This window comes from Pedobacter terrae, assembly GCF_900100705.1.
GTDB lineage: Bacteria > Bacteroidota > Bacteroidia > Sphingobacteriales > Sphingobacteriaceae > Pedobacter > Pedobacter terrae.
The window spans coordinates 187,007-210,689 of the sequence record NZ_FNCH01000002.1 but is presented as its reverse complement, the minus strand read 5'-3'; the positions used below and the strand labels follow the sequence as shown (position 1 = coordinate 210,689).

Below are 23,683 nucleotides of genomic sequence, written 5' to 3'. Positions count from 1 at the left end.
GACAATGAGCCTGAATATAAAAAACACATTCAAGGGGTATATTACCATAAAGGGTGACGACTATACTTTAAAACACAATCCGGCAGAGTTTTACCGAATTGTACCCTATACAACTAAACTTGAGACCAATGATATAGAAAAAATTGATTTTAGGTCTTTTGACGGGATAATTGGACATTGTTATAGGACGATGATCAAAAAGGAACTTCCGGACGATTTGCCGGAAACCAGCTACAGTCTGGCACTTAAAAAGCGAATTACGGCTACGGTACTGGAAAAGGTGAAGATGGAACCTGAGCTTAGTGACCGTTTTATGACTATGATTGATTCGATGTTCTTCAATGGTGATGAACTGGCTAAATATAGTCCTGAATCACAGGCATATCTTTTTTGGAAACAATCAAATCCTGGCCTGGAGAATATTGCAGATTTTATCTATGAGGTTTTCGTCAGTGGCAAGGTTGCAGCAGAGTGGAAATCAGATTCAGGTTTTACTGAGGACATCTTTCAGAAACTGATGAACATTTCTCTGCCCCGCCTTAAGGATATCAGGCAAAAGAAGGAAAAAACAGATTTTACTGTTACAGGATATCGCATACAAAACCCATCAATTATAACATTATTTGAACAGGATTTTAATTTTCTATATACCCATGACAAGCAGGGCTTTTTAAAAGAAAGTGATAAACTCTTTAAATTTTATTATTTTTTGTACGTAGTACAAATGGGATTTTCATTAAACAATTTCTTTACTGACAACGGGCAGCTAAAACCCTTATATTTTACCTTGGAGAGCGAAACTGTTTCTGAAAACAGGAAGACGGTTAAACAGGGTTGGAGGTTGACTGAGCCTAAGATAGCAAACCTGATGTCACATTCGGTGGCCGTTGATATATTGAACAAGCTGGAACTGAACGAGGGGCATGGCTACAACTATGTAGAGATGGGCCAGCTTTATGATGGATTTACGTTGGATGGCAAAATGGACATCGTTGAGGATATGCAGGAACTGATTGATATTTATAGAAAAGCCGTAGCCCCCGAAACCAAATCATGGGATGACTTTGAGTCAGAACTGGAAAGGATCAACCGAACTACGCGTTATAATCCTTTTGAAAAAAGAGTGATTGAATTTTTTCAGCGGATAGAGTTTCAGTTTGAACATTCGAGCCGAAAATCAAAGCGAAAGGCATTTTCAAACTGGTTTATCTTTTTCTGTAAGCAGAATTTCCTGAAGAATAGGGGAAGAAATGGATATATTTTAAACCTAAGCCAGGAAATGCTCATTTTTTTGACCAGGATGTGTATCGGTACCCGTGCGAAGATCAGATTGAATGAACTAATGAGTGCATTTCAGGAAAGAGGTCTGTATTTCGATGAGGCGACCAAAAAGGCGATGATCGATATCTATGAAAAAATTAACGTAATCGAGAAAAAAAGCGATAGTGGAGATGCCCAATACATTAGACAAATTTTATAATTATACGGCTGAGGCCTTAGTCGATTTTTTTGCCAATACACGTCCTTTGAAGGCAGGCGAACGATATTTTGTGCATTTAGAAGATGCAGCAGCAATTCCCCTGTGCGTGGAGGCACTTTTGGACTACTGCAAGGATTCAATTGGTGATTTCATATATACCGCTGAGAAAGATGCCGAACCGTTCCATACCCGTTTGATCCGGTTTGGAACAATCAACCTGTTGATCGGTACTACACTAGAGACCACTCCGCACTTTCTTACCACCGTGAGAAACCTGGTGGCGGGACAACAAGAGGAATTTAAGGGTACCGCACTGATTATGTTCATTACCGGTCAGTTGGACAGTTTGTTGGAAGGCTGTAGTGACCTTACCAAATCTGGAATGCCGCTCAGTTTTGAGCGTTTTTCGGATAGCTATCAGGAAAGGGTCGAGACTGCTTTCGGAGGAATGGCCGATAAGCAGGTTATCTTAAATGACGCATACAGGACCAAAGTAAAGGAATTCAGGATGGCTGAACTCAATATTTTCGATTTCAGCAATATCATTGCGATTATCCAGTCACGGACCTTTCTCGAAAAGGATTGGCAATTATTGGGGCTATTTCCACACGCCTACCTTTCAACCATTCCGGAAAGAGACAAGATCGGGGCCAAGGTTGAGCTGAATAAAAAGTACTTTGAATCCATTGAATTTGCCGTAAACTACGGGAATATCGATACCGATTTAAAGAAAATTCTAACGACTGCGGGAATTGATCTGATAGAAAAAGGCATGGTAGATGGCAGTTGGAAAAATATTGATTTTCAGGTTCTGAGTGATTATTTCGTAAAGGATGTGGGGGCCAAACCTGTTGAGTTTCTCCATCTTGACCGGAGTAACAATGAAGAACATATTCAGTCATGGGGCAGAACAGATGATAAGAACAAAAGACTGAACCATATTATCCTTTTCAATAATACCGGGGTTTATCCTTTCACCCAGGATCTGATATTCGGGTCTGCACTAAAGGGTGAATTAATTTTGCCTGCTGTGAGTAGCGATAAGATTTCAGTGGAAAAAATCGGAAAGAACCTGAGGCTAACGGTCAAAAAACCTTTTTACAGTGAGGATTTTATATCGTTGATCTATATCGATCAGAAAGTTAAAACAGCAAGATTCCATTTCCGTATCTGGGCAATCAATGGGGATAGTGATTTTCTTGAAAAATATTACACACGTTACGCGATTGATCTCAAAGGACGATTGGAACTTAGCGAAGATAACAAGTTTGTTGAGGTTTACCCAGCGGCAGAAACTGAATACCTGGCAGCGCTGGAGAGCGGTAAAGAATACAAGGTTGAGGAGCAACAGAAACTGAGCCTTGCTATCAGCAATGAAGATGAGGATGCATTGGATTTTAGCTTATTATATAGAGAACAGTCGCTAAGCTGTCTAGCCAAGCAGGTGATCACTTCCCTTGACACCATTAAGGGATGGGAAGTATGGCAAAAGAAGCGTACAAATCAGAGCAGCTATCGTTATGGCTATGTCGAGGCAACTGACGTATTCAAGGTAGTTACTCCAGAGCAGGTAGAGGTTAATCCTGTTAGTGAATTTAAAAAGCTGCTCAAGTTAGAGCTACAGATGATGGGTTCGCTCGCGCACTGTTGGCAACAATCCGATAATGATCAGCTTACGCCACGAATGCTTGGTCTGGATCCAGAACTTCTGGAAGCCTACGAAGCTTATTATAACTTTCTGCTTAAAAATGGAGGACTGCCAAGTCTGGTTTACTTAAAGGAGGACGGGAGACAACTGGCAAAAAAATACGTTGAGTTATTTATCAGTCAGATTACCGAAATCGGAGAGGGAAATATGCTGTCGGATGCCTCTAAATCTGAGCTGATCATGCTTGGTACAGTTTACGAATCCTCAAGTGAACAGGTCTTAAAGTTTAGCCCTCTGCATCCTGTAATGGTGGCCTACCAACTTGAAATATATCAGGAACTAGGTACTGATACCTTGTATGAAGCAATGCTCAAAAAGCTGACGCCGCTGAATGTGGTCCCATACCTTTACTGGGCAAATCCTGGAGAGAGTGGGCGCCAGCTTTATGCAAGCAAGGAAAATATCCATTCTCCAGAATGGCAGTTTTATAGCAGTGATCTTCAGTTTAAACAGTTTTCTGGAAGGGAGTTTATCCGCGATCTAGTGAATGAAAAGATCAGCGAATTTGTGCTGAATTTTTCATTTTTGTTTGATTTTGACAAAAGGGCACCCATCAGGATCAATGTTTATAATATGGGGGATTGTCTGCACGTGCTTCAGGGGATTTTTGACTATTATAAGGATTTTATTCTTGGTGGAAAGTCGATATTCGACCTACGTCCCATTGAACTTTATCTTTATGGTTCCCAGAAGTTTGTAACGACTTTTGAAAGGCTTTCCCACCTCATCCAAAAGGAAGATATCGTGGGATCATTTGAACTTTCTAGCAATAGCAAGCGTATCGATTTTGAAGAACTTATTAACGAGTTCCGCAAAAAAGTTAAATATTTTGCCCTAAAGGAAGATTCTAGAACACAGTATGCTCATCTGACTTTCTATCAGTTTGATAAGAATGGCGCTGAGGAAACCGATAGGGAACACGCGAAGATTCCTACAGGACTTTCGTTAAATGGGCTAATTAATGATCTGCCCTCTTATTACCATGATCACACATTTGTGACAGGTTTCGGTACCGAATTCTCAAATGCAACAGGTAATCTGATTAGAACCTCACTTGCATATAATGCACTGGGAAGGGTTGCTTTTTCAAAAAATCTCTTTAGGTTGGGCGAGGTGGTATGTACCACTATCGATACCGCTATCAAAGCAGACCTGACCGAACTTTATGACCGCTCACAATGGGTCGTATTTGTTGATCCACAGTTTGACCTATCTTTTTTTAAGGATGATAGCGATCTTATTATGGTACATTATAGCGACCAATATAGTAACGCCAGTGGGTTTGATGCTATTACGGTCAGTAACAAGGCCAACCAGTACGCTAATCTCCTTGGTAATATCCTTAAAAGGCAGGACGTTATCTATAATGAAAAAGACATCAGAAAAATAATTGATCTTTTCAATGGTATCAATGGTCAATGGTTGATCAAGATGATAGGAAGAAAAGATGATAATGCACGTAAGGAAAAAATGAGTATTCCTGCGGCACTAAAGGTTTCACTGGCTTATTTTGATCACCCTGAGATAATCTGGGTACCTGTTTCCCTAGAGGAGATTTTAAGGATCTCAGGTGGGGCCGGCCTAAGCCAGAAGGAAGGACTTTTCTCTGCAAAAAACTTGGGAGCTAAGAATGAGCATTCTGATGACCTACTTTTGATCGGGCTTTACCAGGTTCAGGGCAGGCTTAAAATGGAACTTTACCCAGTTGAGGTAAAGATTGGTAATAATCAGTCGGATACCTTTGAAAAGGCAAGGAATCAGGCTTCTAAAACCAGAGACCTGCTATATGAACGTCTGACCACTGAGGATAAATTTGAAGCGAAATTCTACCGGTTATTTTTTGCGAAACTCGCCATTATCAACTCTGGAAAGATGGCATTATACGAAATATGGAATGAAAAGGACTGGAGCAGCGTATTTGAAGGATTTAGGCAGCAGTTGATGAATGACGATTTTGATATCAGTGATACTTTATCACAGTACATAAAAAATTATGCCGTAGTCGCTTTCACCAAAGACCTTACTGATGTTTCCTATTCTGTGGAAGATGAAGGGGTAATTATAAGACTTTATGAAAAAGATGCTTACCATAACCTCGTCCGTGGAGTGGACCAGATCAGACATTTGGCACTAAATGTACCTAATCCTATGACTACCGACCTTTTTCTGGTAAACCAGCTTTCAACCTGGCCCCCGGAAGACAAAGAATATATCCCTGTTGTAGTGATAGAAGAAAAAAAAAAAACTATTGACGAACCTGAGCAGATCAGTGTAATTACACAAAAAATTTCAAGGGAAATTGCCGTTCCAGGTTTCTCTCCGATGCAGATTAACATCGGAAGCCGGATTGCAGATGATTTTCAGGTAAATTGGTGGCCAACCGATACCACTAAGACCATGCATACCAATACAGGTATAATTGGAACAATGGGAACCGGTAAAACACAGTTTACCAAATCGTTGGTGACGCAATTGAGCAGGGCATCCGCTGACAATATCGGGGGAAAAAAGATCGGCATCTTAATTTTTGATTACAAGGGGGACTATCTTGATAAGGAATTTTCTCAGGCAACCGGAGCAAAAATATATCAATTGCATAACCTGCCTTATAACCCCTTGGCGATAGATGTGAGCGAGCATTCCATGCCGCTTTTACCCCTGCATATAGCCTCGACTCTACAGGAGACGATCTCCAATGCGTTCAATCTGGGTAATAAACAGAAGGCACTACTGAAAGAGACCATTATGGCTGCTTATCAGGAAAAAGGTATATTTAAAAATCAGCCGGAAACCTGGACTAGAACTGCCCCGACAATTTCCGATGTCTGTCAGCTATACTTGAGTGATGAAAAAGTAGCTGTGGACAGTCTTCATGCTGCCCTCAGTCAGCTCCATGATTTTGAGATATTTCAATCTAATGGAGCAAAGACCAGCTCCCTTTATGAGCTTATCGATGGGGTAACGGTGATCAAACTATCGGGCTACAGTGCCGATATACAGAATTTGGTTGTAGCCATTACCCTTGATGCTTTTTACTCGCAGATGCAAAAGAACGGACACAGTAGGATCGACGGGAACTACAGGCAACTGACTAAAATGGTTTTGGTGGATGAAGCGGACAACTTCCTAAGTAAGAACTTCCTTTCCCTGCGGAAGATCCTAAAGGAGGGAAGGGAATTTGGGGTAGGTACAATTCTGTCCACACAGTTTCTGAACCATTTTTCTACTGCTGAAAACGAGTATGACCAGTACATCCTGACTTGGATCATTCACCGTGTGAACGATGTTAAGGTTAAGGATATTGATGCACTTTTCTCTGTACAGGAGAAGGATAAAAAAGAAAAGCTGATCCAGACGATCAAGAAACTGCAGAAACACCAGAGTTTGGTGAGTTTGGGCGGATCGGCACCAGTGGTAATCGAGGATATGCCGTTCTGGAAATTGATGGAAACTTAAAAAGAGAGGAAAGAAGAATGAAAAAAAGAACCATACCCGAAGCGATAATCGAGGTCTTCAAACGCGTGGATAAGCCCATGTTCTACCGGGATATTTATGATTTTATCATTACCCATGATCTCTATCGCTTTAATGCGGATAGGCCTCAGGATATTGTAAAAGCGAGCCTGCGCAGACACTGTGTCGGCCTTGATTTTCCCTCAGCGAGGCTGGAGAAGTATTTTCAGATCCTAAGGGACGGTACCTACTGGCTGAAAGACAAACCTGTTGTCGGTCAGAGCGCCTCTGATGTAAAATCCGAGACAATAGTAAGAAAGGAATCAGAAAACCTTAAATCGATCATTTCTGAACTCAAAGAGATCCACCTTAAGCACACCATTGCGTTTAAAAAAGTGGTGCTGGATCAGCTTCAACAGATGTCGCCACAGTCGTTTGAAATTTTTGGCAAGCGGTTATTGGAAGTTTATGGTTTCCGCAAAATGGTGGTGACCAACTACGTTAAGGATGGCGGGATTGATGGGCATGGACAGCTGAAAGTTGGCATTACCCATTTGAATGTTGCCTTTCAGTGCAAGCGTTGGAAGAATAGTTCTGTGGGCAGAACAGAGATCGATAAATTCCGTGGGGCGATACAAGGTGAATATGAACAGGGTATTATTTTTACCACTTCTAAATTTACCAAAGATGCATTGGGAGCGACCAGACGCAATGGCGCCGTGCCGATCATTCTGATAGACGGAAATGCGCTCATCGACATTATGATCGAAAAACGGTTTGGTATTGATATGGAGCAAATGCCCGTGTATATCAATGCATTGGATAATATATTGAATGAATTAAATTAGCAATAGAGAATATTTGAATCTAATCTAAGTGTAAGTTTTATCCGTCTATAACTTGCTAAACGCAGTTTTATTTCTCTATCACATACTTGTATTTTGTTGCGTTTTTAAATTAATGAAAAGTCCTAGCGTAGACGAATTTTTCATATTCATCTGCATATCGTCCAACAAAAATTAAATAATCTCAATGATTGGAGATAAGGTATGTTCTGCAATTGCTTTTAGCCATTTGTCTTTGGCTGCCTCAAAAGCCTTTTTATTATCCTCATCTATTAAACGCTCCATCTCCGCCTGTCCATCAATCGCAATTTGCTGAGTATTTTTTATATAGTCATGCAGTCTAACTTCATCCTTTGCAAATGCATAAACCGCCAGGTTAATGATGTGGCCATTATATCCTATGTATTTAAGTAGCAATTTTAAGATTAGACTATGCAGCTTTAAAGATATCTCACTCAATTCAAAAACAAATTTAGCATCTAAAGGAGAATTACCATGTAGGTAGGTATTACGTTCATTAATTGTTTTAATTTCATCATTAGTTAGTGCTATACCATACAAATAGAAAGTTTTAACTAATTTATCACGATTAGTTGGTGAATTCAAGTTGCCTAGTTTTATACCAATAATAGTCATCCCTTCAGGGCTAATATCCCCTCTATAGCCATTCAAGACTGTTTTTAGCTCGTCGTTGAGCTTTTTAAATAGCTTCTTATCCGGTATGGGATTCAGTTTATCTTCGTTGATTTTACTTAAAAGGCCGGTAATCGTTTCTAAAGCGACTGAATACATCGCTCCTTGCTGAACGGGATCTGGATTATCCATTGCACTGATTACCAGCTCAGCAGTTCGTAAAATTTCATCCTCCTGTATTAATTTAAGACATAAATTTTCAAATATTTCAATTGGCATCGTATCTCTAAAGGTACTGCCTTGCGGCAACTCCGCTTCAATATCTTTACCATGCTGATCGTAGATGACCATGTTCACAATTCTCCTTAAAGAAATAGCAGTTGCATTTTCAAAAACGTACCAAAGGCCATCGATGTTTTCGAAATTTTGATCGCCAGAAGTCAAATAATAAGTCTCATCGGCATAATATTTACCAGAAAGAACCGCTAAACCTTTTCTAATGGCGTTTGAATGTATTCTGAATAATTCATGATCTTGAATTTGCTGACTGTCAATTACCAGGCAGTAATCTTTTAACTCATAAATGTGATATCGGTAGCCTTCGATTTGCATATCTATATAAGAGATTCCCACACGAAATCTTGGGCCCATTGTCGATTCATGGGAATTGAACGCTTCCTTATCACAGACAAGTTGGCCGGAAGATTGAACAATTGATGCCGGACTGATGAAGTCGGTATCATTAACGGAGACTATCAAACGTTGAAACCCGTTGTTATATTGAGAAGTTGTTAATGTCTTTAGGTTGCTGAAGTTACCTTTAAGCACCTGTGGCTGGTAAGGATAGCGAGTAGTGAAATTAGATGTAGAATTTTCAGCTACTTCTATTATTACTGATTGATTTTTAAGAAACAATTTCCTGTGTAGTCCATATGATTCTTTAAACATCACCCCACCCACCTCTGGTAAGGTGTACATGACAATAGAAAAAGAAAATCCTTTACCTTCTGAATGCTTTATATAGGCTGGAAACGTGCTGGACTTAACTTCTTGTTCACGAGTAAAATATGATAAGGTAACTTCGAATTTACCGCCTGCATTAAAATCAAGTATAGCTGATAGTGACGGAAGGATATGCTTTAAAGCTACCCCATTTAATAAGTTTCCAGCTTCTATCGGGTTTGCAAGGATTGCTTCTGTGCCATCATTTCTTTTAAATTGTTTCACTATACTTCTCTTCCAGTTTTGAAGGATTGCTTTCGTATTGACGGGAAACAACCACAGCGGTAAGAAAGAAAGCTGATGTGCAATAGTTCTTTTTCGAACGCATTTCGAGGGATGGTCGCTACTACCATCACTGGTTTTTTTTGACCATACTGGAGTATGCAGGTGAATTTCTGATTGAATTACGGCAAAAATCATACGTGTCACGCTGTAAGGCCCAACCCATTTTTTATCATCATTTAAGTAAAAGTATTGACTCACTGCTTTATCGTTTAGTTTAAATTCTAATCGCAAAGTTACTGGAATTCAGCCGAAAGGTGTCTGTGTTTTTCGAAACGAGGAATTCTATTTTAATAGGCTTGCAAGTTTCCAGTATTATTAAAAATTCTAATATTTGTTGCAAACTCCAAAAAAAGCTTGTGGAATTTCTTCAAAATGGCCAGATGCTTTGACCTTGGGAACAAAGGAGTTCACACTAGATAAGCAAAATTTAGATTGCAATCGTAAGGGCGGTAATCGCTATTATCGAAGACTGTTAAATTAAAGGTATACTCTCAATCCCTGATAATTGGAATGTTGAGAAAAACCGGTCGCCGAGATAAGAGATATGTTTAACTTTTTTTTAATTTGATCATTTTACAAAATATTAACCTAGTATACCTACATAATGGCAACTTATGGTTAAAGTTGACTAGATGATAATGCTCAAATGCAAAATAGAAGCCCTTATAAATTCGAAAGGAGAAGGAGATCATTGGGACTTTAAAGAGAAAACACATGAAAATAACGCAGCTTCACTACACCACATATTGAGCCTTGCTAAAAGTCTGGATAAGGGAGAACGATATTTGATTTTTGGTGTGGCAGATCCTAATGATGGTTGTACAATAAAAGGTTTATCGAATGGAGAAGTTAACCAGAAAAATCAAACCGATTTATTGATTTTATTAGGGCGCAGGAGTTTGCAGTTGACGTCCAACCATTAATTGAGCTAAATACTTTAGTTTTTGAAGATAAAATTATCGACGTTTTACCTATTTTTGATACTCCTAACAAACCATATTATCTTACTTCTTCATATCGTTATAGAAATAATTATTTCAAGAGGAAGTGGAGCACCTTTTCTTCTGTTCAAAGATGATCAAGAAAGTAAAGACTTTAATAATCATGTACTGGCAAATTCTATAGAACTAAAAAATATTGAACCCTGCCTTTCGGGGAAAATAAGCATTAAATACGATGGGGCAAACTAGAAAAGAGTCAGTTGTCGATCCGCTTTTCCTAGATCGGATAAAGCAACTTCATCAAAGATGGACATTGAGAAACATTTAATACTATGCATGAATATAAGACTGATAACATTAGAAGCTGGTTAGAAGAATCCTTAAGATCCTTAGCCTTTGCCGATCAGATATTGTTGGAACGAAGGGTAAAAGAAGAATGTATAAATCACAGATTAGCACGTTTTCTTGAGTTGTGTTATCCGAGTGTTTTTCATGATGAGTTTCCTGCAAATTTGGATATTGATCTTGAATATAACAAGAATGTGAATGAAGGCGCTAAAATGCTAGAAATAGAAAATGGCGTACTAATATCAATCAGGCCGGATATAATAGTTCATCATCGTTTAAATAATTCGTCTAACATTCTTGCTGTTGAAGCCAAACTTGATTACTTGAGGCCCGGCGACCGAATAAAATTATCCGGTCTTGTGAAAGAACCTTATAATTATCTGTATTCAGTAGGAATATCTTATTTACCTGAAAAAAAATATTTTAGGGTAATGCTTTGCAGTCGAGATAATGAAGCTTTTTTATTCGATGTAGATAAAATCTGAATATTCAAAAAACGTTACAAATAAGTTACGGGTTAAATTTTGTGATTTCTAAAAAAAGTAATTAAATTGCTTCTGTAAGTTAGAAACGAAGATTTTTGTCCATTATATGACGGATAGGCTAGAAGACTCATAATCTTTTGGTCCCTGGTTCGAGCCCAGGTGGGCCCACTGACAAAAAATCGCCTTTCAGTATAAACTGGAGGGCTTTTTTGTGCCTTTGAACGCTATTTAAGCCTGTTTTTACCATAGTGGCCGAATAGGTATTGGATTCAGCACACTTTCTGTCGCATACCTTGAAAGAGGAATTGGGCCTGATGATACCAGTCAATGATAACTTAAGTCAGGACAACATATCCGCTTTAAGCTAGAAGATTAAAATTGCCCTTACGGAGTGATGATTATTCTGGCTGACCTTTTACATGATTTTAACTGCCAGGCTAAAAGGATTAGCTAAATTGCGAAGAAAGAATTAGCACCATGCTTAGAAATTAGGCTGAAGATCGGTGGAAGGAGGCAAAGAAACTTCTCTTTGAAATACCTGTTTGCCAGGTAACATTCCAGAAAGCAGGGAACGACTTAAGGTTGATGCTGAAAAGTTCAACAAAGGCCTATCAAAAAGCAGGCTTACCTCATTGCTCACGACCATAGGTTTGAAGCTGATTTCTTCATTAACCATTTAGGTATTCGGATAAGGATTATATGCCGTTTCATTGATGATCAAAACAAATTGCTATATTTATTTAATCAAGCTTCTTTCTAACCAAAGTATATTTACATCCCTCGTGAAGTAGAAATCAGTTTATTTGAGCATAAGGAACGGGGGACGGGGGAGGCAATTCTTATTTAAAATAATGAAAAGAAGACAGCTAATAAAAACAGGTGTTGTTACAGCATTGGGAATGGATAAGGTAGGAACTGAACAAGATTCGCTTATCCAGAATTTTGCAAATGCCGGTAAAACCGATGGAATCCATCCAACAACCAATGGATACCGGTTTATCGCCCGCTCCGTGTACGAATATTTGAAAGCAAATCATTTAGATGGTTCTAAATCTATAGTTTGCTTCGGGGATAGTGTAACCGGAAGAGACGGGTTCATAGATAAAGACAGGTATGCGGTATATTTAAGTAAATTATTATCCTGAAATGAATTGCCAATATTTAAAACATTTAGTTCTAGCCGTTTTATTCCTGGCAAAATTGCCTTCTTATGCATATGCAGAAACCGGACTAACCCATCAGGCAGATATTGTTGTTTACGGAGGGACTTCTGCGGCTATCATTGCTGCAGTGCAAGCTTCGCGCTCCGGAAAATCAGTCATTGTGGTTTCCCCAGACAAACACCTGGGCGGACTTTCCTCTTCCGGATTGGGATTCACGGATACCGGAAATAAGTCGGTGATTGGTGGCATAGCCAGAGAATTTTATCATCGTGTTTATTTGCACTACCAGAACAGGGAGGCCTGGAAATGGCAACAAAAAGAAGAATACGGAAATAAAGGGCAGGGCACGCCTGCAATTGATGGAGCTGACAGAACCATGTGGATTTTTGAGCCACATGTTGCTGAATCCATTATGGAGGATTTCGTGAGCGAAAATAACCTACAGGTGTTCCGCGGGGAATGGCTGGATAGAAAAAAAGGGGTCGAGATGCGGGAGAGCGTCATTTCGGGTATCCGGACATTATCTGGCAAATACTTTAAAGGTAAAATGTTCATCGACGCAACCTATGAGGGCGACCTGATGGCCGCTGCGGGGGTGAGCTATCACATCGGAAGGGAAGCCAGTTCGGTATATCAGGAAACCTGGAATGGTGTTCAGCCATTGGTTTTTCAGCACAATCATCATTTTACAACAAACATCAGCCCGTATCGGGTATCAGGTGATAAAAACAGTGGTCTGCTGCCTGGTGTATCTGAAGAGCCCCTGGCAATGAAAGGTAGCGGAGACCGTAAATTGCAAGCTTATTGCTACAGGATGTGTCTTACTGATAAACCGGAACACCGAAAGGCCTTTGCAAGGCCTGATCACTATGATCGTATGAACTATGAAATATTGGCGCGTCTTTTTCAAAGCGGCTGGAGTGAACTTTTTGATAAATATGATCCTATACCAAACAGGAAAACGGATACCAATAACCATGGCCCTTTCAGCACAGATTTCATCGGTATGAATTATGAATATCCTGAAGCTTCCTACGAAGAAAGAAAAAAGATCATCAAGGCACATGAAGATTACCAGAAAGGTTTGATGTATTTTATGGCTAATGATATAAAGGTGCCGGAATTATATAGAACGGCAATGCAAAAATGGGGGCTTGCAAAAGATGAATTTGTTGATAATGAAAATTGGCCATATCAGATTTATGTACGTGAAGCACGAAGAATGATAAGCGATTATGTGTTAACTGAACACGAGGTGTTGGGTAAAAAAAGTGTTCCGAAGCCGATTGGTATGGGTTCCTATGCATTAGACTCCCATAATACACAGCGATACATTACAGCAGAAGGGTATGTACAAAATGAGGGAGATATTGGAGTGACAGCGCCTAAACCGTATAGCATTTCATATGATGCGATTGTGCCCAAAGCGAAAGAGTGTAGCAACCTCCTGGTTCCGGTATGTCTTTCTTCTTCACATATTGCATACGGTTCAATTCGCATGGAACCGGTGTTTATGATTTTAGCAGAATCAGCGGCAACAGCTGCCGCTTTGGCAATTGATCATAATATAGGCGTGCAGAAAGTTAGCTATAGTGAACTTAAAGCATTATTGCTGGAACAAAAACAACGCCTCGCACTTAAAGAATAGTTAACAGCCGGAGCATCCAAAAAACATGATGGGTAGCGTAAACCGGGGTTTTAGCAATTGCAACTTCGATGGATTAAATATCCTCTCTGGTCGCTTTTGTTTGTTCATCAAAAAGCCTTCAGCCGGGCCTTTACCGGTGGCGCTGATATCTTCCTTTATTTTTCCTCTAGCTCCAGGCGGGTGTAATCAATATCATAACGCCGTGTAAAGGTCTTTCCTTTAGCTAGAATACTATAGGCCTGGCGTAATATTTTTCCATTAGCTATTTTTCTATTCGCCAAAAAATCCTTTTTCCGGTTCACAAAATCAAACATTGGCTTATTTCACTTGTTTATTAATAGAATTTAAAAATGATATCATGGCGAATAACGAAGAAAATGAAATGTTTGATGGTGAAAAAGATTCAAGCGGATCCGCTAAAGGACTAACTGGTGACAATACCATTAAGAACCCGGATGACTGGACCACCGGAGATGAGCCGATGACAGGTGCACAGGGATCTTACTTGAAAACGCTTTCTGATGAAGCTGGCGAGGAATTTGATGAAAACCTAACGAAATCGGAAGCATCGAAGCGCATAGATCAACTGCAGCACAAAACCGGCCGCGGTTTAAATACTGATTAACGATTGTAGGACAGGGATTAGAAGCCTCTGGTTCCTGTCTTTCAAAGATAAATTTACCGCCCTCTAACCAACCGTCTTCGAATGATTTGAACAGCCTGTTAAGGCTTCAGTTACCAGGCTTTTTTCTGAATACATTAACGAAAGAAGGCCAGATGAGATAAAAGATTTAACCAATGCTCAATTCTGATACTTTGATCGTACCACAACAATCATCACTTTTCAAAATATCTCAAATATTGATAATCCCACTATTCAGCCATACGGAAAATAATATATATGATGAACGCAAAAAGTAAATTCCGCAGCGCAGAAATACCTTTTGTCATCAGCTATTTATGTTTGTGGTTCTTCATCTACCTGGCTTCACGCTTCACATTTGAAATGATTGAAATCAAATCCACGTTTGGCCTGCTAAAATGGGTAGCCATTGGGGTGTCACCAGTTGTTATATATGCGACGTTAAGGACAGGATTTGCTGCAAAAGTTAAATGGTATGGTTTTGTGGGCTACCTGGTGGGATATAGTGCGCTATTGATTTTTGCAACCGAATACATGTTTATACAAAGCAACTTATTGTGGGATGCTGCCTTTAACGGGCAAAACTTTACGCAGGTAAAAATATTGGAGGTACACAAAGTATTTAAACGCAAATCAGGTTTCCACCATACCGAAGTTACTATTCTAAGGAATGGGCAGGCAAGGAAAATGGAGGCAAGGCCATATGCTTATTTCTATCTGAAGGATAAAAAGCAACTTGATATGAAAATAGGTGACTCAGCTATGGGCGTATATGTGACCGCTGTGCGTAGCACTTTTGCAGACAAAACAGTTGCGCGCTGGATTCATTTAAAAGACATGATTTATCGGATGCGCTGGTTTATCGGGGTCATCATATTCATATCGGCAGCTGCATTAATTAAGCCAGGCTACTTTCCGGATAAGGCTGGGATAGCAAAAAAGAAAGCGAGTTTCTGGCAACAAATTGGACTCGTGATGGCCGTACTTTTTAGCCTTTCACTATTGTTTTATGCAGGATTATGGATCTATATCAAGTTTTTCGTGAGCCGTTAACTCAATGGTTTGTTCAGATCAGATGCAAATCCTTGCTGTAAGTAAATGAAAAGGCTTACTGGTAGCATGCCAAACGTTTACTTATTGCGGTTGGTTTTTTATGACCGGGCAGAGGCGGTTATGGAGACCTGGAAGATCTGCCGGTAACCCAGGCTAAAAAGCTTCTTCGCCATGAGCTTTGGTCATCTATTACGTATTTCCGTAATGGGATAATCAAATTAATGATTAGCCCCGATTTAAATTAGCTTAGTCCGGCATCTGCCGGATGTAGGTCTCTCAGCGCCTACATTGCCATGATAAGTATTGTAAATACTTTGTTTTCCATGCTGAGATTTCAAGGCTGGTGGGACTGCTAAAGACAAGCAGGCCCCATCAGCCAGTAAGGCGGTGATATCATACCCATAGTTGAGATGTTTAAAAAATTAAGGCGCAGACGATAGATCAATACCTTGTTCCGGCAAATACTTATCATACTCTATTTGTTTTGCAACGGCTTCCGCTACTTCTTTGCCTTTTAATTTTGAAACGAGGTGTAAAGCACCATCTATACCAGCCGATATCCCCGCCGTAGTGATTACCCTGCCATTATCAACATAGCGGACATTTTGAAGCACTTTAGCTTTCGGGACGGCCTTTTGGAGATTCGTAATGCTTTTGTGAAAAGTGGTAACGGTAAGCTGATCAAGCAACCCTGCTTTCCCAAGAATAAACGCCCCGGTGCAAACAGAAAAATAGTTTTTGGTGACGCTGTCCCTGGATTTTATCCAGGAGATAACTTCGGGATCATTAGTTGCCACCTCGTCTGAACCACCAAATACCGCAAAAATATCTGTTTGCGGGGCATCCTTAATACTGTAATCCGGAATGATCTTTAAAACACCCTGCGAAATAAGAGGCGCTTTGGTTTTTGCGACGGTGATAACTTTGAATCCTGCATAGGAAAATACTTCCATTGGCCCTGCAAAGTCAAGTATCTCTACGCCATCATATAAGTAAAAGCAAACGGTAATTTTTTCATCCATTGATGCCTGTCGATTTTTCTCGACTAACGCCATCCCGCAATGCTTACAAACTCCAGGTTGCTCATAAGTGGTGGTATCACATGGATAGTTACAAGGAGTACATGCATATCTGGTTGCATAAACTTGCGTAAACACAAAACACGGGATAAAAAACCATAGGCGTAACAGATATCTCATAGCTATTTAATTAAAACCCAAAATTAACGGAACACGGCTAACAAATCAGGACAACCATAGTAACAATCCGGCCAGTTTTAGCAATAATCATGGTCAATGTTGTGCTTCTTTAATTATCTTTCTCAGCTGAGCAGGATTGCTAAAACCACATTCTTTCGCTACCCAGGCTAATTTATGATTGGTTTTAAGTAGTTGCTTTGCCTTTTCCTGTCTTAACGACTGTATATATTTTCCGATCGTGATTCCTGTGACAGATTTGAATAAACGTGTAAGATTACGCGGACTAATAAAGACCAATTGGGCCAATTCATCTATGATGAGCTTCTCATGCAAATGCCTGGTAATATAATCCTGAACCATATGTATTGAATGGTTAATATGCTGCCTGTTTTGCAAGTAAATGCTGTTTTGTGCTTCCATGCCATCTCTGCGGATATAAACAACCATGTCCTTTGCTACAACGCATGCAAAAGCAGCCCCGTGCTGCTCTTCAATAAAATATAGCGCCAGGTCAATACCCGTGGAAATTCCCGCACTGGTAAATATCCGGCCACTTTGTACAAATAGTTTATTCTCTATTACTTTAAGGAGGGGATATTCTCGTTGTAAAGCTGCGGTCCATGCCCAATGCGTTGTGCAAGTGTGCCCGTTTAAAAGTCCGGCAGCAGCAAGCGCAAATGCTGCAGTACAAATTGAGGATATGGTGGCACCGGTTGCAGCAGCATCCTGTAGCCAGGGTATCCAAAGGTGATCATCTGCTCTGTCCCATTTTTTGATCTCCATTCCGGCCACAATAACCATGTCATTCTTATTAACTGTTACTGATTTTAGTGGCTCAATATTTGAAAATCCAAGACCTGATGAGGTTACCGGTTTGTGATATGGAGAAACATAACGTATCTCGTAATTATTGCCGCAGCACCCGGACTCATAAAAAACAGTTACCGCACCAGCCAGGTCCAAAAGGTGAACATGATCAAATATGAAAAATATAACACGGTTAGCGCTCATTTTTCAAAGTTAACAGTTTAGACACAAACCTAAAGACTTTCGCATAGCCGTGTAGGTGTTCACGTACCGATGGGGTTGCAACAGGTGTACTGTTTGTCCCGATATTCTCATTTACAAACTCATCTGCTCCTCCAGCTATTGCTGTAAATGCATCACTCATCGGGATATTGGCGCGGTTTATTGGTTTTACTGTAAGTCTGGCCGTTAGCAATGAACTTCAATTATTTGCGAAGTCAGCCGTGAGGGAAAAAGTGAGGGAAACCATCACGGAAATTAATCCGCATTTACCTGTTACCTTAATGGATATTCAAAACGAATATGCCACAGCAGGAAATGATATGTATGCTGCTAAAGCTTTATCAGCAAGCTATCTTAATAAAATGGTAGGACAACAGATATTGGCGAGGGCCACCCGCGATTATTATAACCTGATGCTTATCGGGGTAATATTGGTAATTGTTATGTTGATTTTATTACCAAAAATCAAAAAGGTAGCTTTGAAATTAAAGAAGGAGCATATACCTTATTAATCAGGTTTTTATTGCCAGAACGAAATTAAATCACGGTGAGTTTACTTTCTACCATCATAATCTTTTCCCTATCAGCAAGTGCATTCTACGCACAATCCGGCGAATAGCAGCCGGTGATATGGCCTGATGTGATCCCGCCACTGGAACTTTATGGAACACTGGTGCCAGCGGTATAACTGCGCGTGTTGAACCCAAATAGGTGGATTGCTATACCAAGGTTGGCTCATTGGATAAAAGCCGATCTGAAACGCAATCCTCCACATTGATGTACGGTTCTGCTATTTGCGTTTCTATCATTTTAAGATAGCCAATATTATATTTGTTTCATCCTGTGTGGTTTTGTCTGGAATAATCGATAGTTGTTCTTGATTTTTATTCTCCAAATCATATATTTGCGACTGAAATTTGAGAACATTACTATCGGGATGTAGCGTAGCCAGGTATCGCGCCAGCATGGGGTGCTGGAGGTCGGAAGTTCGAATCTTCTCATCCCGACGAAAAATGTCAAATTTAAACAAAGCTTTAGCTGGAAAATCAGCGTAGTTGAACCGATCCAAACGGAAACGAAATTGTCGTAACGTTTGCTACCCGTATATTATCAAACTGGCGATAGTGCAAATAAATTTGGATCCCCATCTAAGCTAACCACCGAAATGTTGACGAAAAAATAATATCCGATTTTTTTTACCGCAAGAAATTGAATCAGCAACTATAGAGAACAGCCAGATGTTCGACTTGAATGGACTAAAGGGCAGATTAAAATCTTCATCATATTGTCCACAAGCAGGAGTAGCATTGGAAGATCTGATGTCCAGGATTGATGGTTTGTTTTCAAAATACGAAGATAGGGGAAAGTTCAGTTTGTATATGATACCATTATGTTTTGGTCTAAATAAGCTGAGACCACGGTAAGTAAACTAAGAGCGGATCACAAGTTACTTGTGAATAGAAACGATTGCAGCTGATACATCAGCCAATGTTATCCCAGCATCGTCATTTGCGTCATTTTTTTTCTTTACTTCGTATCATATACCTGATGTCGCCGTGAAAAATATAGCATTTACATTTTGAAAAAAATTGCGTCAGTTTTCGGAATTTTTTGGTTTCAAAAAGATGTACCGAAAAGAATGTATAGAAAAATAAATCTAAAGAGGTTTCTTTTTGTATATGTAATAGATAAAATAAAATTAAACGATCAATATCAAACAGAATGAGAAATATAGTATATATTATTTTACTGATAGTACCTCTATTCAGTTTTGCTTATCAGGCAAATCCGGGTAAAGTAAGGACTGGATCTCATGCATTTACCATTCAATGGATTACTTTTGATAAGAATAATAAGCCCGGAAAAGTTATCATCAAATCGATAGGTGATAACGAGTACAGTATTGAAGGTGAGCAAAGGGATAAAACTAAAAATGAATATGTGACCATCAAAGGAACTTTTATTGTAGTGGGGCGGCTGCTTAAATTCAATGGTAAAATCGTATCAAGGATAGCTGATATCAATAGCGGGCAACCTTGTGAAAGCAACGGTCTTGTGGTATTTAAAGCTTCCGGAAAGCGAAAATACTGGCGCTTACAACAAATGCTGAATTGTGATGGCATGACAACGGACTACATAGATATCTTTTTCTAAATATCAGCAAGATAAACCATCTGGCGGATTTGCCTGATTGCAATTGCTCAATTCTTTTTAAAAAAGAACATCACCAAATCATCCTTTTTTGGTGTTTTTAAAGGATGGTCGCACGGGATATAGCGGAAAGGCCGGCCGTTCCTTTTTCGGTATGGGAAGGCCGTGGACTGATGTTGCATCTTGCGGAAGCCACTGTACCGGCTGTTTTATTTCCATCTTTCCGAAGGATAAAACCGGTAACGCCACTGAATTCTACCGCCAGCTGCAGCCTGCATGATTAGATAAGGCTGCAGCTGGTTAACCTCGGCCACTACAGTTGCAAGGCCATCGGATTTCCTCGCTTCTTCTGTGATCCATAACCATCCTTTTCCGTTTAACTTAGCGGCTATTTCAGGTGATTCTCAATCTCACCAACGATCTGGTTGACCAGGGGTGAGTGCAATTCGATCCCTTTTTTTTCAGATTCAAGATCGGGTTCAAACAAGGCAATCTTACGGGTAATCTCGCTATAATCAAGCAGCTGCCACTCTTCACCCGGAGGCCTGAGTGCGCCGATCACGCGTCCATCATGAATAATCTCAAATACACCGTTTTCCTGCTGTATCCTGATTGTTTTACGCTCACCATCCTGATCGATATCCATTTCAAACGGCTGCATGCTTTTGCCTTGTTCTCTCATTTTAATCTGTTGTATATGGTTTATGATTTAATTTCTCCATTTGGATTGACTGATCTGCAAATTATCTAGACAGGTAAAAATAAAACATCGCCTTAACGGTTTTGCCCATAGCTTTTTTACCTGTCACCCAGTCCGAAATACTTTCGCGGTCAATACCCGTTTCAAAGGCAATCTGCTTGATCCGCAGACCCTTTTCCTGCATTTTCTGATCAATCCATGGAACATCAACCACATCAGCAGGAGAGGGTACAACAGCATTAGCCGTAATCTGCAGCTCCAATCCAGGAAGCCTTTTTTTGAATAATTCTTCTGTTCTTTTTAGCAGCACCTGTTGGGTAGCATATTTTCCTGAGGCTGTTTCCCCTTGACTTGTCTCTATTTCTACAATCTTATCGTCAACTGAAACGATTTTGAAATCCATAGTTGACTGCTGCGAGTGCCGTTCTGCCGCTTTTTTAAGCGAGCTCAGCTCATCTGCATTTAAAAGGGAACCCAGTGCATCTATATTCTGTATACTCATTTTTATTGATTTGGTTTAAAAAATGAAAAGGCCGCTAAAAGCGGTCGTTCCTTTAAAGCTGGGGCAAACGCCCGGCCTTGATATCTTTGTTGCCGTTTAATCCCTTCAGTTCTTGCTCTTTTACCACTTTGCTATCGTTTTCCCTGGCTTTGTTGCCGGCGGTCAGATCAGTTCATCGAAATGGACCGGAAGCCTGTAAATACGTTTGCCGGTGGCATGGTAAATGGCATTGGAGATTGCGGCCGGCATGCCTACCAATCCGATTTCACCGACACCCTTGGTGCCCAGCTCATTGATCAGGTTGTCTTTTTCATCGGCAAATATCACATCCAGTTCGCCGATGTCGGCATGTACTGGGATATGGTATTCTCCCAGGTTGGCATTGATGTATTTGCCAAGGTGCGGATCCATAATGGATTCCTCATGGAGTGCCTTACTGATACCCCAGACCATTGAGCCAAGGATCTGGCTTTTAGCTGTTTTGGGATTGATGATTTTTCCCGCTGCGACAGCGGTTACTGCCCGGGTGAGGGTGATGGTTCCCAGATCGCGGTCAACCTCCACCTCCACAAACGAAGCGCTGTGTGTGGCCAGGCTGTATTTTCGCAGTTTGAGCATGTGGGGCCTGCCCATTTTTGTGGTCCTGATGGCCGCACCTTTGTTAAAGGCAACGATGTCTTTCAGACTTATGTTTATGGTTGGATCGTTTTTAAGATGGATATGGCCCGAAGAAAACACAACCTCTTCTTCCTTTGCCTTCCTGAAAGGGGAACCGTCCATCTCTGCTGCTTTTTTTAACAGTTTTTTACGCATCGATCTGGCGGCAATCACAATGGCAACCCCTGTCGAGGAGGTGATCGCTGATCCGCCCTGGAACATGGAAAAGGGTTTTTTGCTGTCCCCGTATCTGAATTCCACATCGGCCATCTCCAGTCCCAGTTCATCTGCTGCAATCTGGGTCATCACCGTTAGGGTTCCTGTACCAATATCTGTAGTGGCATTGTCGACTATCATTTTTCCTTCGCTGTTGATCATGATTTGCACCCTCGAGGGAAACTGGAAGGCATCCCAAATCCCGGTTGCCATGCCGTAACCCACCAGTTTATTGCCGCGCTGCATGCTACGTGGTTCAGCACTGCGTTTATCCCATCCGAATTTTGCTGCTGCCTTAAGGTAGCATTCCCTGAGCGCTTTGCTGGTATATGGTTTTCCTGCCGAGGGATCAACATCCGAATAGTTGAGCAGGCGGAGTTCCAAAGGATCTATATTAAGCTTATAGGCCAGTTCATCCATTGTGCATTCAATGGCATGGAGTGCTGTGCTACCCCCGGGTGCGCGCATATCCATGGGGGTATAAACATCCAACGGGACAACCTTTTGTTCAAAAAGCGTATTGGGGGCAGGGTAGAGTTTATGGCTCCAGTTGGAAGTGGGTTCGGTATAGTCTTCGAAATTCGAGGTTTCGGCGAATGTGCTGTGGCCAAGCGCAATGAGTCTTCCGTTGATGTCGGTGGCAAAACGCATCTGCTGTACTGCCGGCGGCCTGTGGCTAAAGGAGAACATCTGCTTTCTGTCCAGTACCACGCGTACATTGCTTTTTAAATGCAGGGCTGCCATTACGCACAGGAACAACTGGTACTGCGGCCTGAGCCCAGAACCGAATGCACCCCCTACAAACGGAGCAAGTACCCTAACGTCCTTATAATGGAGTCCGAATACATTGGCAATAAAAAGCTGGTTATTAATCGTGCCCTGGGTTTTATCGTAAATGGTCAGCTTTCCATCCCCTTGAAAAAGGGTTGTGGTTGCAAAGAGTTCAATGGGGTTATGGTGCTCGGTACCGTGGCGATATTCTGAGCTTACCTTAACTGCAGCGTTTTCGAACGCGTTTTCAAAGTCCCCTGTCGGTGGCGGCGGTGGTGGTTTAAGTGCAGTAGCCAGTCCTTTTTTAGGCGCTCTGGCCTTATCCAGATGTTTTTCCAGGCACGTTTGGTGCGGCTCCTGATGGTAGCGGAAAACTATTCTGGTGGATGCATACCTGGCCGTCTCGAAGTCGCGGGCAACGACCAGCGCAATAGGCTGACCATTATAGAGGATGTTTTCATCATAAAGTGGTTTGAAAACGGTTCCAGGAGGGGCGTCCATATCAGTATACTGCAGATCGAACCAGGCAAGTTTGGGGCGATTGAGGTGCGAGAGGATATCCACCACACCGGGTATGGCCATAGCTTCCAGGGTATCGATTTCCACGATCTTTCCTTTGGTGATCGGGCTGCTCACCACATAGCCGTGCAGCACGCCCTCCAGTGGATGTTCGGCAGCATACCTGGCCGATCCGGTAACTTTTTCCCTTCCCTCCAAACGGCTCAGCGGCCGGCCTACGTTTTTATCTGTATTCATCTTGATCTTATTAGG

19 protein-coding genes and 1 tRNA gene are annotated in these 23,683 nt (G+C 41.0%); 12 read left to right on the top strand and 8 right to left on the bottom strand.

Annotated elements, in window-relative coordinates; translation table 11 throughout:
• Positions 1-4: 4 nt before the first annotated feature.
• From dptG to BLR60_RS03980, 3 genes are read left to right on the top strand one after another with little or no spacing between them, the layout of a single operon-like run.
• Positions 5-1,480, top strand: coding sequence for a DNA phosphorothioation-dependent restriction protein DptG (dptG, locus tag BLR60_RS03990; RefSeq protein WP_090497042.1), 1,476 nt, complete (start codon positions 5-7; stop codon positions 1,478-1,480).
• Complete coding sequence (locus tag BLR60_RS03985; protein ID WP_090497041.1) at positions 1,452-6,644, top strand: helicase HerA domain-containing protein; 5,193 nt, start codon at positions 1,452-1,454, stop codon at positions 6,642-6,644. The genes dptG and BLR60_RS03985 overlap by 29 nt, the downstream gene beginning before the upstream one ends.
• 17 nt (positions 6,645-6,661) lie before the next feature.
• Positions 6,662-7,489, top strand: coding sequence for a restriction endonuclease (locus BLR60_RS03980; RefSeq protein WP_090497040.1), 828 nt, complete (start codon positions 6,662-6,664; stop codon positions 7,487-7,489).
• Between the two features lie 171 nt (positions 7,490-7,660).
• Here the strand turns inward: BLR60_RS03980 and BLR60_RS03975 are convergent, their stop codons facing one another.
• On the bottom strand, positions 7,661-9,604 hold the full coding sequence (locus BLR60_RS03975; RefSeq protein WP_090497038.1) for a hypothetical protein: 1,944 nt from the start codon (positions 9,602-9,604) through the stop codon (positions 7,661-7,663).
• 434 nt (positions 9,605-10,038) lie between these two features.
• Here BLR60_RS03975 and BLR60_RS03970 point away from each other — a divergent pair, with 434 nt between their 5' ends.
• From BLR60_RS03970 to BLR60_RS03945, 4 genes are all read left to right on the top strand, one after another.
• The gene (locus BLR60_RS03970; RefSeq protein ID WP_090497036.1) at positions 10,039-10,329 is read left to right on the top strand and encodes a hypothetical protein; all 291 of its coding nucleotides are present in this window, start codon (positions 10,039-10,041) and stop codon (positions 10,327-10,329) included.
• Positions 10,330-10,679: 350 nt separating this feature from the next.
• Positions 10,680-11,180 (top strand): hypothetical protein, encoded by a 501-nt coding sequence (locus tag BLR60_RS03960; protein ID WP_090497032.1) that lies wholly within the window; start codon positions 10,680-10,682, stop codon positions 11,178-11,180.
• A gap of 851 nt (positions 11,181-12,031) precedes the next feature.
• Entirely contained in the window at positions 12,032-12,325 is a 294-nt protein-coding gene (locus BLR60_RS03950; RefSeq protein ID WP_090497028.1) for a hypothetical protein, read from the top strand.
• Position 12,326: 1 nt separating this feature from the next.
• On the top strand, positions 12,327-13,991 hold the full coding sequence (locus tag BLR60_RS03945) for an FAD-dependent oxidoreductase (protein ID WP_090497026.1): 1,665 nt from the start codon (positions 12,327-12,329) through the stop codon (positions 13,989-13,991).
• A gap of 155 nt (positions 13,992-14,146) precedes the next feature.
• On the opposite strand, the gene BLR60_RS24780 is transcribed toward BLR60_RS03945, so the two are convergent.
• Entirely contained in the window at positions 14,147-14,305 is a 159-nt protein-coding gene (locus BLR60_RS24780) for a hypothetical protein (RefSeq protein ID WP_167354679.1), read from the bottom strand.
• A 44-nt stretch (positions 14,306-14,349) separates the two neighbouring features.
• Here BLR60_RS24780 and BLR60_RS03940 point away from each other — a divergent pair, with 44 nt between their 5' ends.
• Complete coding sequence (locus tag BLR60_RS03940; RefSeq protein ID WP_208600567.1) at positions 14,350-14,616, top strand: DUF3072 domain-containing protein; 267 nt, start codon at positions 14,350-14,352, stop codon at positions 14,614-14,616.
• Positions 14,617-14,892: 276 nt separating this feature from the next.
• Positions 14,893-15,687, top strand: coding sequence for a hypothetical protein (locus tag BLR60_RS03935; protein WP_143009026.1), 795 nt, complete (start codon positions 14,893-14,895; stop codon positions 15,685-15,687).
• Between the two features lie 422 nt (positions 15,688-16,109).
• On the opposite strand, the gene BLR60_RS03930 is transcribed toward BLR60_RS03935, so the two are convergent.
• The 3 genes from BLR60_RS03930 to BLR60_RS25055 form a co-directional block, all read right to left on the bottom strand.
• Complete coding sequence (locus BLR60_RS03930) at positions 16,110-16,709, bottom strand: DJ-1/PfpI family protein (protein WP_167354678.1); 600 nt, start codon at positions 16,707-16,709, stop codon at positions 16,110-16,112.
• Positions 16,710-16,979: 270 nt separating this feature from the next.
• On the bottom strand, positions 16,980-17,897 hold the full coding sequence (locus BLR60_RS03925; RefSeq protein ID WP_090497020.1) for a GlxA family transcriptional regulator: 918 nt from the start codon (positions 17,895-17,897) through the stop codon (positions 16,980-16,982).
• Positions 17,887-18,057, bottom strand: coding sequence for a hypothetical protein (locus BLR60_RS25055; RefSeq protein ID WP_208600566.1), 171 nt, complete (start codon positions 18,055-18,057; stop codon positions 17,887-17,889). The genes BLR60_RS03925 and BLR60_RS25055 overlap by 11 nt, the downstream gene beginning before the upstream one ends.
• Before the next feature lie 7 nt (positions 18,058-18,064).
• Between BLR60_RS25055 and BLR60_RS03920 the strand changes: the two genes are divergently transcribed.
• From BLR60_RS03920 to BLR60_RS03910, 3 genes are all read left to right on the top strand, one after another.
• Positions 18,065-18,427: a hypothetical protein gene (locus BLR60_RS03920; RefSeq protein ID WP_208600565.1), complete on the top strand. Its 363-nt coding sequence runs from the start codon at positions 18,065-18,067 to the stop codon at positions 18,425-18,427.
• A gap of 421 nt (positions 18,428-18,848) precedes the next feature.
• Positions 18,849-18,922 (top strand) — tRNA-Pro (locus tag BLR60_RS03915).
• Positions 18,923-19,637: 715 nt separating this feature from the next.
• Positions 19,638-20,069, top strand: a complete 432-nt coding sequence (locus BLR60_RS03910; RefSeq protein WP_090497018.1) for a hypothetical protein — start codon at positions 19,638-19,640, stop codon at positions 20,067-20,069.
• A 385-nt stretch (positions 20,070-20,454) separates the two neighbouring features.
• Here the strand turns inward: BLR60_RS03910 and BLR60_RS03905 are convergent, their stop codons facing one another.
• From BLR60_RS03905 to BLR60_RS03895, 3 genes are all read right to left on the bottom strand, one after another.
• Positions 20,455-20,748 (bottom strand): hypothetical protein, encoded by a 294-nt coding sequence (locus tag BLR60_RS03905; protein ID WP_090497016.1) that lies wholly within the window; start codon positions 20,746-20,748, stop codon positions 20,455-20,457.
• Positions 20,749-20,809: 61 nt separating this feature from the next.
• Positions 20,810-21,268, bottom strand: coding sequence for a helix-turn-helix domain-containing protein (locus BLR60_RS03900; RefSeq protein WP_090497013.1), 459 nt, complete (start codon positions 21,266-21,268; stop codon positions 20,810-20,812).
• A gap of 162 nt (positions 21,269-21,430) precedes the next feature.
• The gene (locus tag BLR60_RS03895; protein WP_090497012.1) at positions 21,431-23,668 is read right to left on the bottom strand and encodes a xanthine dehydrogenase family protein molybdopterin-binding subunit; all 2,238 of its coding nucleotides are present in this window, start codon (positions 23,666-23,668) and stop codon (positions 21,431-21,433) included.
• Between the last annotated feature and the right edge of the window lie 15 nt (positions 23,669-23,683).

Bases quoted from the DNA above. Each gene is read 5' to 3' on its own strand.
- dptG (WP_090497042.1), top strand. From the start codon at position 5: ATGAGCCTGAATATAAAAAACACATTCAAGGGGTATATTACCATAAAG.
- BLR60_RS03985 (WP_090497041.1), top strand. From the start codon at position 1,452: ATGCCCAATACATTAGACAAATTTTATAATTATACGGCTGAGGCCTTA.
- BLR60_RS03980 (WP_090497040.1), top strand. From the start codon at position 6,662: ATGAAAAAAAGAACCATACCCGAAGCGATAATCGAGGTCTTCAAACGC.
- BLR60_RS03970 (WP_090497036.1), top strand. From the start codon at position 10,039: ATGATAATGCTCAAATGCAAAATAGAAGCCCTTATAAATTCGAAAGGA.
- BLR60_RS03960 (WP_090497032.1), top strand. From the start codon at position 10,680: ATGCATGAATATAAGACTGATAACATTAGAAGCTGGTTAGAAGAATCC.
- BLR60_RS03950 (WP_090497028.1), top strand. From the start codon at position 12,032: ATGAAAAGAAGACAGCTAATAAAAACAGGTGTTGTTACAGCATTGGGA.
- BLR60_RS03945 (WP_090497026.1), top strand. From the start codon at position 12,327: ATGAATTGCCAATATTTAAAACATTTAGTTCTAGCCGTTTTATTCCTG.
- BLR60_RS24780 (WP_167354679.1), bottom strand. From the start codon at position 14,305: ATGTTTGATTTTGTGAACCGGAAAAAGGATTTTTTGGCGAATAGAAAA.
- BLR60_RS03940 (WP_208600567.1), top strand. From the start codon at position 14,350: ATGGCGAATAACGAAGAAAATGAAATGTTTGATGGTGAAAAAGATTCA.
- BLR60_RS03935 (WP_143009026.1), top strand. From the start codon at position 14,893: ATGATGAACGCAAAAAGTAAATTCCGCAGCGCAGAAATACCTTTTGTC.
- BLR60_RS03930 (WP_167354678.1), bottom strand. From the start codon at position 16,709: ATGGATGAAAAAATTACCGTTTGCTTTTACTTATATGATGGCGTAGAG.
- BLR60_RS03925 (WP_090497020.1), bottom strand. From the start codon at position 17,897: ATGAGCGCTAACCGTGTTATATTTTTCATATTTGATCATGTTCACCTT.
- BLR60_RS25055 (WP_208600566.1), bottom strand. From the start codon at position 18,057: ATGAGTGATGCATTTACAGCAATAGCTGGAGGAGCAGATGAGTTTGTA.
- BLR60_RS03910 (WP_090497018.1), top strand. From the start codon at position 19,638: ATGAGAAATATAGTATATATTATTTTACTGATAGTACCTCTATTCAGT.
- BLR60_RS03905 (WP_090497016.1), bottom strand. From the start codon at position 20,748: ATGAGAGAACAAGGCAAAAGCATGCAGCCGTTTGAAATGGATATCGAT.
- BLR60_RS03900 (WP_090497013.1), bottom strand. From the start codon at position 21,268: ATGAGTATACAGAATATAGATGCACTGGGTTCCCTTTTAAATGCAGAT.
- BLR60_RS03895 (WP_090497012.1), bottom strand. From the start codon at position 23,668: ATGAATACAGATAAAAACGTAGGCCGGCCGCTGAGCCGTTTGGAGGGA.